Annotated in this window: 12 protein-coding genes; 6 read left to right on the plus strand and 6 right to left on the minus strand. The window is 56.1% G+C overall.

Going from position 1 to position 14,670, the window contains the following annotated elements; all coding sequences use genetic code 11:
* Positions 1-246 precede the first annotated feature (246 nt).
* Both tynA and ADJ24_RS03990 read left to right on the plus strand, forming a co-directional pair.
* The gene (tynA, locus tag ADJ24_RS03985; RefSeq protein WP_023311570.1) at positions 247-2,520 is read left to right on the plus strand and encodes a primary-amine oxidase; all 2,274 of its coding nucleotides are present in this window, start codon (positions 247-249) and stop codon (positions 2,518-2,520) included.
* Positions 2,521-2,638: 118 nt separating this feature from the next.
* Positions 2,639-3,745, plus strand: a complete 1,107-nt coding sequence (locus tag ADJ24_RS03990) for a GGDEF domain-containing protein (protein WP_023311569.1) — start codon at positions 2,639-2,641, stop codon at positions 3,743-3,745.
* 138 nt (positions 3,746-3,883) lie between these two features.
* On the opposite strand, the gene ADJ24_RS03995 is transcribed toward ADJ24_RS03990, so the two are convergent.
* A complete protein-coding gene (locus ADJ24_RS03995; RefSeq protein WP_023311568.1) occupies positions 3,884-5,383 on the minus strand; it encodes an aldehyde dehydrogenase family protein in 1,500 nt (499 codons plus the stop codon).
* A 241-nt stretch (positions 5,384-5,624) separates the two neighbouring features.
* Between ADJ24_RS03995 and feaR the strand changes: the two genes are divergently transcribed.
* Positions 5,625-6,533: a transcriptional regulator FeaR gene (gene feaR / locus ADJ24_RS04000; protein ID WP_023311567.1), complete on the plus strand. Its 909-nt coding sequence runs from the start codon at positions 5,625-5,627 to the stop codon at positions 6,531-6,533.
* Here feaR and ADJ24_RS04005 read toward each other — a convergent pair whose 3' ends face one another.
* The 4 genes from ADJ24_RS04005 to ADJ24_RS04020 all read right to left on the minus strand — a co-directional run bounded on the left by ADJ24_RS04005 (position 6,534) and on the right by ADJ24_RS04020 (position 10,225).
* Positions 6,534-6,851, minus strand: a complete 318-nt coding sequence (locus ADJ24_RS04005; RefSeq protein ID WP_023311566.1) for a YdbL family protein — start codon at positions 6,849-6,851, stop codon at positions 6,534-6,536.
* 7 nt (positions 6,852-6,858) lie between these two features.
* Complete coding sequence (locus ADJ24_RS04010) at positions 6,859-7,050, minus strand: YnbE family lipoprotein (protein WP_014169918.1); 192 nt, start codon at positions 7,048-7,050, stop codon at positions 6,859-6,861.
* On the minus strand, positions 7,047-9,686 hold the full coding sequence (locus ADJ24_RS04015; protein ID WP_023311565.1) for a YdbH family protein: 2,640 nt from the start codon (positions 9,684-9,686) through the stop codon (positions 7,047-7,049). The genes ADJ24_RS04010 and ADJ24_RS04015 overlap by 4 nt, the downstream gene beginning before the upstream one ends.
* Before the next feature lie 215 nt (positions 9,687-9,901).
* Entirely contained in the window at positions 9,902-10,225 is a 324-nt protein-coding gene (locus tag ADJ24_RS04020) for a hypothetical protein (protein ID WP_023311564.1), read from the minus strand.
* 326 nt (positions 10,226-10,551) lie between these two features.
* Here ADJ24_RS04020 and ADJ24_RS04025 point away from each other — a divergent pair, with 326 nt between their 5' ends.
* Positions 10,552-11,541, plus strand: a complete 990-nt coding sequence (locus tag ADJ24_RS04025) for a 2-hydroxyacid dehydrogenase (RefSeq protein ID WP_023311563.1) — start codon at positions 10,552-10,554, stop codon at positions 11,539-11,541.
* Between the two features lie 19 nt (positions 11,542-11,560).
* On the opposite strand, the gene ADJ24_RS04030 is transcribed toward ADJ24_RS04025, so the two are convergent.
* The gene (locus ADJ24_RS04030; RefSeq protein WP_023311562.1) at positions 11,561-12,769 is read right to left on the minus strand and encodes an MFS transporter; all 1,209 of its coding nucleotides are present in this window, start codon (positions 12,767-12,769) and stop codon (positions 11,561-11,563) included.
* Positions 12,770-13,227: 458 nt separating this feature from the next.
* On the opposite strand from ADJ24_RS04030, the gene ADJ24_RS04035 reads away from it, so the two are divergent.
* Together ADJ24_RS04035 and uspF are read left to right on the plus strand one after the other, a co-directional pair.
* A complete protein-coding gene (locus tag ADJ24_RS04035) occupies positions 13,228-13,899 on the plus strand; it encodes an MgtC family protein (RefSeq protein ID WP_023292541.1) in 672 nt (223 codons plus the stop codon).
* A 244-nt stretch (positions 13,900-14,143) separates the two neighbouring features.
* On the plus strand, positions 14,144-14,578 hold the full coding sequence (uspF, locus tag ADJ24_RS04040) for a universal stress protein UspF (RefSeq protein WP_023311561.1): 435 nt from the start codon (positions 14,144-14,146) through the stop codon (positions 14,576-14,578).
* Positions 14,579-14,670: the final 92 nt, after the last annotated feature.

Here is a 14,670-nt window from a genome sequence, read left to right on the forward strand (position 1 = left end):
GTATGTTCCCCCTCACCCCAGCCCTCTCCCTCAAGGGAGAGGGGGCCGTCTGTGCTGACATCATTTGTAGGGGTCCCTCAGCCTCAATGGGGAAAGGAAACGGCCCGGCATGTGATTTATCCCCGCTCTTTTTTTAACCTGGCAAGGCTGACAAATAATCTGGCAGATGCAGGCAAACGCTTTTCTCATGGGCCTGTCAGGATAAGGCTGTCACAACACAATAAACACAACAAGATGAGGTCTACGATGGGAAGCAATTCTTCTTTTTCTGCCCGTAGAACGGCGCTGGCCATGGCCGTTGCGCTGTGTTGCGCCTGGCAATCCCCTGTTTTCGCCCACGGCAGTGAGGCGCATATGGTCCCGATGGACAAAACGCTGCAGGACTTTGGCGCGGACGTTCAGTGGGATGATTACGCACAGATGTTCACCATTGCGAAAGACGGTGCCTTTGTGAAGGTCAAACCGGGCGCTAAAACCGCCATCGTCAACGGTAAAACCCTCAGGCTCGAGGTGCCGGTGGTGATGAAAGGCAAGAAAGCCTTTATTTCCGATACCTTCATCAACGATGTGTTCCAGTCCGGCCTTGACCAGACCTTCCAGGTAGAAAAACGCCCTCACCCGTTAAACGCGCTAACGGCGGACGAAATTAAGCAGGCCGTTGAGATTGTGAAAACCTCGGCGGACTTTAAACCGAATACCCGCTTTACCCAGATCGCCCTGGCAGAGCCTGAGAAAGCCAAAGTGTGGGACTTTGTGCTTAACGGTACGGCAGTGGATGCCCCTCGCCAGGCGAAGATCGTCATGCTCGATGGCAAGCACGTTATCGAAAGCGTGGTGGACCTGAAGGATAAAAAAATCCTGCGCCGGGAGCCGGTAAAAGACGCGCACGGCATGGTGCTGCTGGATGATTTCACGGCGGTTCAGCAGATCATCAACGAAAGCACCGAGTTCGCCGAGGTGCTTAAAAAACACGGCATCACCGACCCGAAAAAAGTGATTACTACGCCGCTGACCGTCGGCTATTTCGACGGTAAAGACGGCCTGAAGCAGGAAGATCGCCTGCTGAAGGTGGTGAGCTATCTGGACGTGGGCGACGGCAACTACTGGGCGCACCCGATTGAGAACCTGGTGGCCGTGGTCGATCTTGAACAGAAAAAGATCCAGAAGATTGAAGAAGGCGCCGTTGTTCCGGTTCCCATGACCCCGCGTCCCTATGATGGACGCGACCGCGTTGAGACGCCGAAAAAACCGCTCAACATCACTGAGCCGGAAGGCAAGAACTACACCATCACCGGCGATATGGTGCACTGGCAGAACTGGGATTTCCACCTGAGCCTGGACTCCCGCGTCGGTCCGATGATTTCAACCGTCACCTATAACGACAACGGCAAAAAGCGCCAGGTGATGTATCAGGGGTCGCTCGGCGGCATGATCGTCCCTTACGGCGATCCGGACGTGGGCTGGTACTTTAAAGCCTATCTCGACTCCGGCGACTACGGTATGGGCACCCTGACCTCACCGCTGGTGCGCGGTAAAGACGTGCCGTCCAACGCCGTGATGCTCAATGAAACCATCCCGGATTACACCGGCGCGCCGATGGAGATCCCGCGCGCGATCGCCATTTTCGAACGCTACGCCGGGCCGGAATACAAACATCAGGAGATGGGTCAGCCAAACGTCAGCACCGAGCGCCGCGAGCTGGTGGTGCGCTGGGTGAGTACCGTGGGCAACTACGATTACATCTTTGACTGGGTGTTCCATGAAAATGGCACCATCGGCATTGACGCCGGCGCAACGGGTATCGAGGCGGTGAAAGGCGTTCAGGCGAAAACCATGCACGACGCCACAGCCAAAGACGACACCAAATACGGCACGCTGATCGACCATAACATCGTGGGCACCACGCACCAGCATATCTACAACTTCCGTCTTGATATGGACGTGGACGGCATCAATAACAAGCTGGTGGCTATGGATCCGGAAGTGAAGCCGAATACCGCCGGGGGCCCGCGCACCAGCACCATGCAGATCAATCAGTACGATATTGATACCGAGCAGCAGGCGGCGCAGAAGTTCGACCCGGGCACCATTCGGCTGCTGAGCAACACCAGTAAAGAGAACCGCATGGGCAACCCGGTCTCGTACCAGATTATCCCTTACGCGGGCGGTACGCACCCGGTGGCGACCGGCGCGAAATTTGCCCCGGACGAGTGGATTTACCATCGACTGAGCTTTATGGACAAACAGCTGTGGGTGACCCGTTACCACCCGGATGAGCTCTACCCTGAAGGAAAATTCCCGAACCGCTCCGTACACGACACGGGCCTGGGGCAGTACAGCAAAGATAACGAGTCGCTTAACGACCAGGACGACGTGGTCTGGATGACCACCGGCACCACCCACGTCGCCCGCGCGGAAGAGTGGCCGATAATGCCGACGGAATGGGTGCATACTCTGCTTAAACCGTGGAACTTCTTCGACGAGACGCCAACACTCGGGAAGAAGAAAGACGAAAAATAACCACCCGCCGGGCAATTGCCCGGTTTTTTTTGCCCCAGCGTTTGAGGATCGTCCTAGCTTGCTTATAGTTACTGATATCTCACCTGCATGATTTATCCCCCGGACGGGAAAGGGCTTTATGGAAAAAAGAAAAAAACCGACACTTGAACGGGCAACCTGGCCGACGCGCCACGCCATGGTCATGCACGGGCTGGCGATGAACCTGCCGTGGCTGGCCTTCGTGAATATCAGCTTCGCGGTGATGATTCTGCTGCGACACGTTTTGCTTAATACCAGCGATCCCCTTTATCCCCACTCGCCGCAGCTGACGAGAATGGTCGATGCCTCCATGCTCGGCATTATCATCCTCTCAGCTGCGCTGATCCTCATGGCCTGGCGACGCATCGCCGGCATTAGCGTGGTACTGTTTATCTGCAGCGCCATCTGGTCGGTCTCCTGCTTTTGGTTTATCACCCAGCTGCTGCTCCCGCACGTCTGGCCGCTGTGCGTCATTTTATTACTCGCTGGCTTAACGGCGCTCTATTTTTATCCTGAAGGGCTACTCGCCTTTGTGCTCCCGCTCTGGATCACCCTGCCGGTAGCAAGCTGGATACGGAACGATGGCCTCAACCTTCACTTTTTTGTTATCTGGAGCGTCTTTACGCTGATCCTGATCTGCGGGCGTTTCATCCTGCTGAGCTGGTTTGACGAGGCCTGGCGACGTAACCAGCAAAATCAGCTGCTGATCTCCAGGCTGGATGCGCTGGCGCATCAGGATCCGTTAACCAAAACCGCCAATCGCCGGAAAATGGAAGTGGTGCTGGAGAACGCGGTTGAGCAGAAAAAAACCTTCTCGGTGATCATTCTGGATATCGACTATTTCAAACGCTACAACGACACCTACGGGCACCAGGCGGGTGACGACTGCCTGACGCGCGTGGCGCGGGTGCTTAAGCAGTCGGTGCGCACGCCTGATGATGTGGTGTCACGCTACGGCGGCGAGGAGTTTGTAGTGATCCTGTTTAACTGTCCGGAAAACATCGCAGAAAAGGTGGCCTTACGTATTCAGGACGGCCTGCGCACAGAAGCTATACCGCACAGCGCGTCAACCGTTAGCGATCGTGTCACCGTGAGCATGGGGATTGCAAGCATGGCGGAAGGGTTAGCGGGCACCGAGATCATCGCCCGCGCCGATGCGGCGCTGTACCGGGCGAAAGAGGCCGGACGGGATCGGTGGTCGCTTTAATTAAAGCCGGGTGGCGGCTATGCCTTACCCGGCCTGCAAAATTCGCCCGGTGCGGCTGGATGCCCTCACCCTGACCCTCTCCCATGGGAGAGGGAACAAACACTAAAAAGGCAACCTCCAGGTTGCCTTTTGCTTTTACTAGTAGCGCACGCAAACCGATTTGGTTTCACACCAGCCGTCCAGCCAGTCCGGACCGAAGTCGCGTCCGGTGCCGGACTGCTTCATGCCGCCGAACGGCAGGTTGGCGTCAATCAGCGTATGGCTGTTCACCCAGACGGTGCCCGCCTGCAGCCGGTCGGTATACTCCAGCGCCTTGCTGATATTCTGCGTCCAGACGCTGGCAGTCAGGCCATATTCGGTGTCGTTTGCCAGCTGGAGCGCCTCTTCCCCGTCGGCGACGCGTACCAGGTTGACCACCGGGCCAAACACCTCTTCACGGGTCAGGCGCAGTGAGGCATCCGGGTTCACCACCAGCGTAGGCGAAACGTAATAGCCTTTGCCTTCCGGCCCCCGGTTACCGACGATCAGCTCCGCGCTGCGCGACTTCGCTTCGTCAAGGAAGGTCTGCACCTTGTCGCAGTGCGCGCGCGACACCAGCGGGTTGATAAACGCCTCCGGCGACATGCCCGGCCCGACGCTCAGGGATTTCACCGCCTGCTCAAACCCGCTGACCAGCGTGTCAAACAGCGGCGCTTCAATATAGATGCGCGAGCTCGCCGCGCACACCTGTCCCTGGTTCAGGAAGCTGCCGGTCATCAGGCCTTCGATTACCCACGCCGGGTCCGCGTCTTTCAGTACAATGGCCGGGTTTTTCCCGCCCAGTTCCAGAGTCACCCCGGTTAGCGTATCCGCCGCCGCGCGGGCGATTTGCTTACCCGTCGCCGTTGAGCCGGTAAAGCTCACCTTTGCAATATGCGGATGCGAGGTCAGCGCTGCGCCGCACACCGCGCCGCTCCCGGTCACCACGTTGAACACCCCGTCCGGAATACCCGCTTCGCTTGCCAGCTCCGCCACGCGCAGCATGGTCAGCGGCGTGGTCTCTGACGGCTTGATGACAATAGAGCAGCCGGCGGCCAGCGCAGGCATCACTTTCCACATCCCGATCATCAGCGGGAAGTTCCAGGGCACAATCCCGGCCACCACGCCAACCGGCTCTTTACGCGTCCACGCCTGATAGCGGGCGCCCTGCGGCAGCGGAATGGAAAGGTCGAGGGTCTTACCCGAAATTTTGGTGGTCAGCCCGGCGGTATAGCGCATCCAGTTCAGGGTGCAGCCGACTTCAAACATGCGGGAAATGTTGATGGATTTGCCCTGCTCCAGCGTTTCAAGCTGGGCCAGCTCCTCGCTGTGCTGTTCAACCAGATCGGCGAAATGAAGCAGGATCCGCTCGCGCTCCGCCGGCAGTTTTCCGGCCCAGCTGCGGGCGACAAACGCGCGCCAGCCGGACATGACGGCACGATCAACGTCGTCGACGCTGGCATCGGCAGTCGAGGCAATGACCTCTCCCGTGGCCGGGTTGAAGACGTTCAGCCGCTTTTCGCTATCCGACGCGGCCTGACGCCCTTCAATCCACAGGCCATGCTGTCGGTCTAAAAATTGTTGTACGGCAGGCTGAATGGCCACCTGTGATTCAGACATAGGATACTCCTTCGTTATTCTTCGCAGGGTGTCCATCCAGTCTAAGTGGGGTTTTGCGTTCTCGCTTTTGTCTCTGTGACATTCGCTTTGCCACCTGTGACAGGCTCCGCAAATCGCGATAATTGCCGCTTATATCGCTGTTACCGGTGAGTGTTCTTTCCTATAGTCAGCCTCATAGCTCTGACAAAATGCAACACAAATGCAACAATGCGAAAACGTTGACGGTGCAGTGAGAGAAACGATGGCGTGTGCAAGCGAGCAGGAACAGTATCAGCAGTGGCTGGCGCAAATTAACCAGGTTTGCGGGCGTTTTAACGCGCAGCCCACCGGGGGGAAATTCTTCGGCGAGCTGGAGACCAGCTATGCGCGCAGCCTGAAGCTCAGCACCGTGACCGCAGGCGGGGTTAACCTGTTCCGCTCCCGTCAGGAGATCGCTCAGAGTAACGATGCCTGGTTCTATACCGTGTTCCAGCTCGAAGGCAGCGCGGAAATTGAGCAGGATGACCGTCGCGCGCTGCTCAGAACCGGTGATATCACGCTGATTGACGCGTCGCGTCCCTGCTCGATCAACTGGCGGGAAAAATCCCGTCAGATCTCGCTGCTGGTTCCCCGTCAGATTATTGAGCAGCAGTGTCGTTTCCAGGAGATAAGCTGCGCGACCGCCCTTTCCCGCACCTTGCCCACGGTACAGCTGAGCCATCGCCTGCTGATGGAGAGCATGAACAATGCCGACCTGAGCGACCGGGAGAGCGAAGCGGCGCTCGAGGCGATGATCTGCCTGCTGCGCCCCGCATTCCAGCAGCGTGAAATCATTCAGCCGCGCAAGGAGCGCCAGTTCCAGCATGTGGTGGCGCTGATTGACGACCATATTCAGTCTGAATCGCTGCGCCCGGAATGGATTGCCGCCGAGAGCGGCATGTCCGTGCGCAGCCTTTACCGCATGTTTGCCGAGAAGGGGCTGGTGGTGGCGCAGTACATCAAAAACCGTCGTCTGGATCTCTGCGCGCAGGCACTGCAATCTACCGGTGATGATGAAAAGCTGGCGGGGATTGGCTACAGCTGGGGGTTCACCGACCATAGCCATTTTTCTACGGCGTTTAAGCAGCGTTTTGGCGTCTCGCCGGGTGAATACCGCAGGCGCTACCGCTAACTACTTTTTGAGCCATTTTCCGTTAATGCCCTTCACGTATTCGCCCGGCTGCGCGCGGGCAACCAGTTTCTGACCGGCCATTTTAGCCACTTCATCGACCGGCAAATTATTGCTGTCAGCCAGCTTCTGGTAGTTTTCCGCGCGCGCCGCATTGATACGATTGACCAGCGCCAGCGTTTCCGCGTCCTGTTGAATCGGGGCAAGATAGCCGCTCAGGGTTTCCCCCACGCGCCCCTGCGCCCGGGCATCGTTTAAGGTCAGCGCAGCCGCCTGCACGTTCATCCCCAGCGCCAGTAAAATCAGAGCTAATCGTTTCATGGCATCCTCAGAACAGATCGCTGCGCGATTTCAGCAGGGTTTCAACGTCTTTATCGACCTTAATATGGATTTCATGTTCGATTTTGACATTCATATTGATGGTAATCGGCTCCTTTGGCGCAGCGACTTCAATGCGCGGCGTACAGCCGGTCAGTAGCGCGGCAACGGCAACGGTGAGCACACCAGCCATCTTTTTCATTGTTGTTCCTCACTTTCCTTGCCAGTCAAACTGCGGGGAGCAGGTATCGCCGCATGTTGCTCAAACCAGGTTTGCAGGTTGTCCCCAAAGCGCAGGCTGCGCCAGAGGGTAAAGACATTCTCATCATGGGTATAGTTCAGGTTGACGGAGCTGCTTTTGCCATCCACCCGGCTGGTCCCCTTGATGGTCGCCTGCATGGTTAATTCACCCAGATTATCTAAATTGATTCTCGTCCACGAACGCGAAATTTCCATATAGCGGAGCCAGTTAATCGCCGCGCCCGCCACCATATTGTCTTTGACAATGGCGTCGGCCGTATCTTTGTCGATGCGCAGCGTCATGGGCCCCGGGTTGGTCAGCCAGCCATCTTTAATGATCCATTTTTCGTTGTCCAGCCAGAACGGCAGCGCCCCGCTCACCGGCCCTGACATGGTAAACTGCTTTGGATTGACGGCGCTGATCAGCTCGCTGGAGGAGATATTTTCCACGCGCAGCAGGGCCGGATCGTGCTGAGGCATCCGCAGCTGCTGCATGGTGATCTTCCCGCCGAGGGTTTCCACCTTCACGTTGGTGAGGAGCAGCGGATTGTCCTCCGTCCAGGGATAGTCCCCCTGTAGATCGGCGGTAATGTTGCGCGCGGTCACCAGGTTTTCCACTTCGCCAATGCGCAAGGTGACCGGACCGCGCGTGCCGAGGGACCAGGTTCCCTCGCTGAATCGGAACGGCAGCACAAAATCGACGCCGTTAATCTGGTTATCCGGCATCCAGGCGCTGCCGGATTTCAGCACGCCGTGCCCACCGGCCTCAAAGCCCTGATCGACCGCCGCCGAGAAGGCGACCTGCGCGTAAAGCTCCCCGTCGCGCAGCGTCATTTTCCAGTCCGGCGGGATCAGCGGCTGGAAGACGGTGAGCGACTGTTTCGGCCACCAGGCCTGCCCGCGAAGGCGCACGCCATCCCAGCGTCCGTTCACCTGTACCGGGCCGATTTTGTCCGCATGGAGGTCGCCCTTAAACTGGAAAATGGTCGGGTCGGTACCGTCGACGCTGAAGGTCAGGACCGAGGGCGGCAACGCGCTGCCGCCGGAGAAACGGGTTTGCCCGGCGTTGAGCGACAGCGCGCCGCTGAAGGCCGGTTTTTCGGGGTCACGAAGCCAGCGCACCGGCCGATCCAGCACCAGACGCGGCTTGCTGACCTCCATCGTGCCGTACTGGAGCTTGTCAAAACCGGTGGAGAGCGCCGTCAGCTCAATAAGATTGTCGCGCCACTCGCCTTTCCCGGCGACATCCCAGCGGGCATGCATCGGCGTAAAGCCGCCTTTTCCCCAGTAGCGCCACTGCCACAGACCGTTATCAGGTAAAAAGTCGTTGGCCTGGCCGTCCAGGTGGAGTTCAAAATCACCCATCTGGTTTTCATGAGCGCGCAGAATCGCCTGTAATCGACCGTCCACGCCCTTCTGCGTCAGCTTCACGCCCGCCAGCGGCCAGCGGATTTCATCGATATCGAGTGAGTCAATGATGCGCCCGCGCGAGCGGAGCAGCGCGCCCGGCTCAAAGGCCAGCTGCGGTTCATACAGACTGCCGGTCAGCGTTGCGGGCAATTTGGCGTAAAGAATAAGATCGTTTTGCTTCGCCTCGCCGCTCAGATGCAGGGGCATGTCGCTGTTTTCCATGCTGAGCCTGCCGGGCCCAATGTTCAGTACCGCGTTGCCTTTCCCCGCATCACCTTGAGTAAGCACATTCAGCCGTCCGGTCAGGGTGGTTTTATCGAGCCCCTGCTGCCAGCTGTCGGCGCGAAGAGACACCCGGCCGCTCAGCGGCATACCCGAGAGATCCCAGTTCCAGCGCCCGTCGCTGATGTTCAGCTGCTCCGCCGTGACCTGCCACGGCAGGTCGAGCAGCGGATCGGGATTGTCCCGCGCCATCACCACCAGCTGTCCCTGATTGTCTTCCCAGTCCAGATCGGCATCGACCAGAGACGTTAACTGTGGCACGTTAAAGGTCGCGACCGCGTGGCCTTTCACCGGCACGCCATCCGGCACCAGCGGCAGGGTAAACTCGCCCACCAGCTTAATCGGCTGCGGCTGGTCCGGGAGCTGTACATCGAACTGGCTGACCGAGAGCGTCTGACCGCGAAGCGTGCCTTTAATGCTCACCTGCTCGCCTTTATAGGCGATCTCCTGACTGGACGGCGTCAGCGACGCACGCAGCTCGCCCTGCCACTGCTGCCAGGGCGACAGCGTCAGACGGTGAACCGTGATCCAGGTATTCGGTAATACCGCCTGCCACTGTGCCAGCGTTTTGGGGGCAACCGTTGAGGGTGCAGACTGGGGAATTTTGCTCAAACAGACGGAATTGAGATCCAGAGCGCCGACATCCAGCTTCCAGCGGCTCGGATGTGACAGCGTAACGTTATCGATGCGGGCAATTTCGCAGTCTTCAACCAGATAGCGAAGATCGGGGATCACCAGCGCGTGGCGGGTAAGTTTCGGACTCTCTTCGAAAGCGATGCGCGTCCCGACGGGCAGCCAGATCCCGGCGAGCGTCGGTACCCACTGAGCGAGCGTCATCAGCAGCGTCAGCGGCAACAGTATGAACAGCAGTAAAAGCGCAAGAGCGGCTTTGTATTTACCCTTCATGGGCAGTTAATATCCTGATTTAGCGAAAGAATTAAGCCGGCAGTGCCGATCATTGTCGCATGTTTAGCGGTTGAGTTGAAGTTAACGCCAAGATTAAGGATAGATGCTGTAAATAGTATGAGGTAACTTTTTTGCTATGCGTAACCTAAAGAACACAATTTAGATTCAGTGGGTTACGCATAATTTCAGGCAAAGAAGCCGGAATAACTGCGTAATTAATACCTGTTCCTGGGCACTGCCAGCAGGTAAAGCATTGCGAATATCAATGACCCCCAGTACACCGAGTCGTACCGCCAGGGATCAAAATCGATATGTAAAAAACCGCTAACAAACTCATAGCCGTTGGCAAAAACGTTAATCTGGATGGCTGCAATGGCTATCACAAACAGCATATAGGCAATGAACAGTGGGTGTTTTCTTAGCCGGGTAATCTTCTGTTTCCCGAAATATAAAAAGAAAAAAACTACTATAGATACAATGAAATAGTACAAAGCGGGCAGCATTGGCGGAGATAAGGACAACCCCAGTTGTTGCGACATGCATCATTCTCCCTCTTTATCAGAAACTCACCCGGTTCCTAATATCGTCCCATCACATCCAGAAGGATTGCAGTTTTCACATCCTCTTGCCATTCTTTAACGTAATTCAGACAGGCTTTTTTTGCATCCTCAACCCACTGCATTTTTCTCTACACGCCCTAACCAGATTCACGCCAAAGATTCCTCGTAGCAAGAATATCATGGAGTTAGGGTGCACATATGCTCTAGAATAATTGATAGAACTTATTGAATTCAATAATATTTTATAAATTGTAAGATAATTTTAATCATGCTAACGTGAATGCAAAATCACTGGAGAAAGTCTTATGAAACTCGCGGTATATAGCACAAAGCAGTACGACAAAAAGTATCTGCAACATGTTAACGAGGCTTACGGGTTTGAGCTTGAATTTTTCGACTTTCTGCTGTCCGAAAAAACCGCCAAAACGGCGCACGGCTGTGAAGGCGTCTGCATTTTTGTTAACGACGACGGCAGTCGTCCGGTGCTGGAAGAGTTGAAAAAACAGGGGGTGAAATATATCGCCCTGCGCTGCGCGGGCTTTAATAACGTGGACCTCGACGCGGCGAAAGAGCTGGGTCTGAGGGTGGTGCGCGTCCCGGCGTACTCCCCGGAAGCGGTCGCGGAACATGCGATTGGCATGATGATGTCGCTCAACCGTCGTATTCACCGCGCTTATCAGCGTACCCGTGATGCCAACTTCTCGCTGGAAGGGCTGACCGGCTTTACCATGTACGGCAAAACCGCGGGCGTGATCGGCACCGGTAAAATCGGCATCGCCGCCCTGCGCATTCTGAAAGGCTTCGGCATGCGTCTGCTGGCGTTCGATCCGTATCCAAGCGCCGCTGCGCTGGAGCTGGGCGTGGAATACGTCGACCTGCCGACCCTGTTCTCGCAGTCTGACGTGATCTCCCTGCACTGCCCGCTGACGCCGGAGAACTACCACCTGCTCAACCAGGCGGCGTTTGACCAGATGAAAGATGGCGTTATGATCATCAACACCAGCCGCGGCGGGCTGGTTGACTCTCAGGCCGCTATCGAAGCGCTGAAAACCCAGAAAATTGGCGCGCTGGGGATGGACGTGTACGAGAACGAACGCGATCTGTTCTTTGAAGACAAGTCGAATGATGTGATCCAGGACGACGTGTTCCGCCGCCTGTCTGCCTGTCATAACGTGCTGTTTACCGGACACCAGGCGTTTCTGACTGCCGAAGCGCTGATCAGCATTTCGGAAACCACGCTGGGTAACCTGCAGCAGCTGGAAAAGGGCGAAGCGTGCCCTAACGAACTGGCGTAAGCGTGACGCCGGGTGGCGTCTATGCCCCACCCGGCGTACTGTCTGTTTCCCAGGTCCGGTGCGCAAAGCACCACCATAGCAGTACGGCCACCAGCGCAATCGCGCTCAGGACGCTGAATGCCGTGGCAAATGAGTAATGACCCGCAATCGTGCCGGTTAACGCCGGGCTCATGGATGCCCCGACCCCCTGCATCAGCATCACCACACTCTGCCCGGCATTGACGTGCCCGCTCCCGCGCAACAGCACCACGATAAAAGACGGTACCGCGACGCCCAGAATCCCTGCGGCCAGCCCGTCGAGGATTTGTACCGGGATCATCATGAGCGGCGCGTCCGTAGACGCCGCCAGCGCCGCGCGCACCGGCATCACCAGCAGCGCCAGCATAATTAAGCGCCAGTAGCCGTAGCGGTCTATTCGGTTAGCGACCCAGATGGCGACGGGGATCATCACGGCCTGGGAGATGATAACGGTGCCCGCCGCGTACAAACCGGGGTTGATCGAGGCGGGCGCCGCGGCCACCCTCATGCTCAGCATCGGCAGCAGCGCGGCGTTCGCCAGGTGAAACAGCAGCAGCGTCAGTCCGGTCACGAACAGCGCCCGGTTTTTTATCAGCACGGCAAATCCGGGAACCGGCAGGCTCGCTGAAGAAGAGAGTCCTCGTGCGGCGTCGTTGTCGATATCCCCGTTGCGAATGGCAAGCAGCGCGCAGAGCGTTAACAGCGTGGTACAGGTCATCAGCAGGAAAATCCCGCCGACGCCCCAGTACCACGCAATGCCGCCTGCAATCAGTGCGGTAACAAAGTTGCCGCCGTGATTGAACGCCTCATTTTTGCCCATCTGCGCGCTGAACCCGCCCTGACCGGTCAGCCCCAGGGTAATTCCGGCGATCAGCGGACCGACAAACGCCGCACAGATACCGGTGACGATTTGCGAAACAGCGACAACAGCGCTCTGCTGGCTAAACCACAGCAGGAGCGTGCTAAGGGTGATGAGCAGGCACACCAGCGCCAGCACGGTCCGCTTGCTGCGCGAGGTGTCGGTGATGAATCCCGCCGGCAGCGTAGCGAGTAGTCCCGCCAGCCCACCGGCCGTCATCAGGATGCCGATATCATCGGGGGTCCAGTGGCGTTCGGTCAGAAAAATACCGAGAAAAGGACCGAGGCCATCGCGGACATCCGCAATGAAAAAACTTGTCAGGCACAATGCCCGCAGCGAACGAAGAGACATACTTCCTGCCTTTGCCTGTTATCGCCTGTAAAAAAGAAAATGTAGTATACCGGGTATTTTTGAAAATCAGATGACGTCTTAAAAAAACATGCTTTCCGAACTTAAACAATTCATAACGGAGTCTGTTTTTTCGCTTTACTCATTATCGCCCCTGACTATACTGGCAATAAATTTTCACAGGAGTCCTTCGTTGGAAAGTTATTTTATCGTCGATACGAAGGTAAGCTAGCGCGATTTTCTCGCTGCTTACCTGAAACGGTGGGCAGCAATCCTCTTTAAGCGATTGTATCCCGATACAGTAAGAACCACTCAATTTGTGGGGCATCGCATGTTCATGTTTACTCATTCACTCTTTCCGCCACCGTTGTCCTGACACGCTTAGCATTTAAACGGCGTTATGATGTGCTTAGCAAAGCACTGACGCTTATTATTTAATAACGTTAACAGGCGACAGGCTGATGTTTCCTTATATCTCTCATCTGCTCGCAGCGATGCTGCTGGGCGCAATTATTGGCGCGGAAAGACAGTGGCGCCAGCGTATGGCCGGGCTTCGTACCAATGCACTGGTTGCCACGGGTGCGGCAGTGTTCATTTTAAGTTCGGTATCGACTTCACCTGATAGCCCGGGGCGTATCGCAGCGCAGATCGTCTCCGGAATCGGCTTTCTTGGCGCTGGCGTCATTATGCGTGAAGGAATGAATATTCGTGGTTTGAATACCGCCGCAACGCTGTGGTGCTCGGCCGGAATTGGTGTACTGTGCGGATTAGGCCAGTTCTGGAATGCCGCTATGGCCAGCCTAATTATTCTCTGCGCTAACATATTGCTTCGCGAAGCCGCGCAGCGAATTAATCAACTGCCCGTGCTACATGAAGGCGAAAAATGCTATGTCCTTAAAATCACCTGTAATGATGAGCATGAAGATGCGGTGCGGCAAAGCGTCGTAAACATGGCGAAAGAGTTGACGTTAAGTCTGAAAGCAATTTATTCCGCTACGGCGCAAACAGAAGGTAAAACTGAAATTCGCGCGGAGGTGATGACCCGGGAGGAATACCGAAAATTACTCGATCTGATTATGGGGAATATGGGCGGAAATAAAATTATCGCGTCCGTCAGCTGTCACGCAATATGAACAAGGTACCGGGCATTGCGCCCGGTTGAGGCTTTGGCGTTTTGCAGAAAACGGACCTTGACGCGGAGAGATTCATCCCCGAATGCCCCTGTTCGTTGTCACGCCACGTTAGCGAGATCAGGGCAGGTTCCACTGTACGCCTATCACATAACCGAAATTTGTACTCGTTATGACAGCTTGCTCTCTGTTTTCCTGAAATTAACGGTCTACCCTGAATTGTGTGAAAAACACTCAGGAGGGACAAATGTATAATTCAATTTTGGTTCCAATTGACATTTCGGAGGATAGCCTGACGCACATGGTTATCCCCTTCGTTCAGGCACATACAGCACTTAACACAGCTAAAGTTCACTTTCTTACCGTCATTCCATCGCTTCCGTATTATTCATCATTAGGCCTGGCCTATTCGGTAGAAATGCCGAAGCTGAAAGAGTTCCAGCACGCGGCCTTAGCGAAGCTGGATGAAATCGTTAAGCAATTCAAAATTCCTCCAGACAAGGTACAGACTCACGCCGTGACGGGATCTCCAAAGGATCAAATCCTTAAGCTCGCTGACACGATCGATGCCGACCTGATTATCATCGCTTCCCACAAACCTGACATATCGACGTATCTGTTGGGTTCGAACGCTGCGGCAGTGGTTCGGCATGCGAAATGCCCTGTCCTGGTCGTGAGATAGAAAGCGGCGTTTACGCTCGTGAATACGAACGGATAGCGGATAACAAAAACCGGGCGCGAAGCCCGGTTTTTCATTTACGCAGCCCTGAGTGA

The sequence above is a fragment of the Enterobacter sp. 940_PEND genome, from assembly GCF_001059415.1.
In the GTDB taxonomy this organism is placed as follows: domain Bacteria; phylum Pseudomonadota; class Gammaproteobacteria; order Enterobacterales; family Enterobacteriaceae; genus Enterobacter; species Enterobacter cloacae_M.

Coding starts and splice junctions, on each gene's coding strand:
- uspF (WP_023311561.1), top strand. CDS start 14,144: ATGTATAATTCAATTTTGGTTCCAATTGACATTTCGGAGGATAGCCTG.
- ADJ24_RS03995 (WP_023311568.1), bottom strand. CDS start 5,383: ATGTCTGAATCACAGGTGGCCATTCAGCCTGCCGTACAACAATTTTTA.
- ADJ24_RS04010 (WP_014169918.1), bottom strand. CDS start 7,050: ATGAAAAAGATGGCTGGTGTGCTCACCGTTGCCGTTGCCGCGCTACTG.
- feaR (WP_023311567.1), top strand. CDS start 5,625: ATGGCGTGTGCAAGCGAGCAGGAACAGTATCAGCAGTGGCTGGCGCAA.
- ADJ24_RS04035 (WP_023292541.1), top strand. CDS start 13,228: ATGTTTCCTTATATCTCTCATCTGCTCGCAGCGATGCTGCTGGGCGCA.
- ADJ24_RS04015 (WP_023311565.1), bottom strand. CDS start 9,686: ATGAAGGGTAAATACAAAGCCGCTCTTGCGCTTTTACTGCTGTTCATA.
- ADJ24_RS04030 (WP_023311562.1), bottom strand. CDS start 12,769: ATGTCTCTTCGTTCGCTGCGGGCATTGTGCCTGACAAGTTTTTTCATT.
- ADJ24_RS04025 (WP_023311563.1), top strand. CDS start 10,552: ATGAAACTCGCGGTATATAGCACAAAGCAGTACGACAAAAAGTATCTG.
- ADJ24_RS03990 (WP_023311569.1), top strand. CDS start 2,639: ATGGAAAAAAGAAAAAAACCGACACTTGAACGGGCAACCTGGCCGACG.
- ADJ24_RS04005 (WP_023311566.1), bottom strand. CDS start 6,851: ATGAAACGATTAGCTCTGATTTTACTGGCGCTGGGGATGAACGTGCAG.
- tynA (WP_023311570.1), top strand. CDS start 247: ATGGGAAGCAATTCTTCTTTTTCTGCCCGTAGAACGGCGCTGGCCATG.
- ADJ24_RS04020 (WP_023311564.1), bottom strand. CDS start 10,225: ATGTCGCAACAACTGGGGTTGTCCTTATCTCCGCCAATGCTGCCCGCT.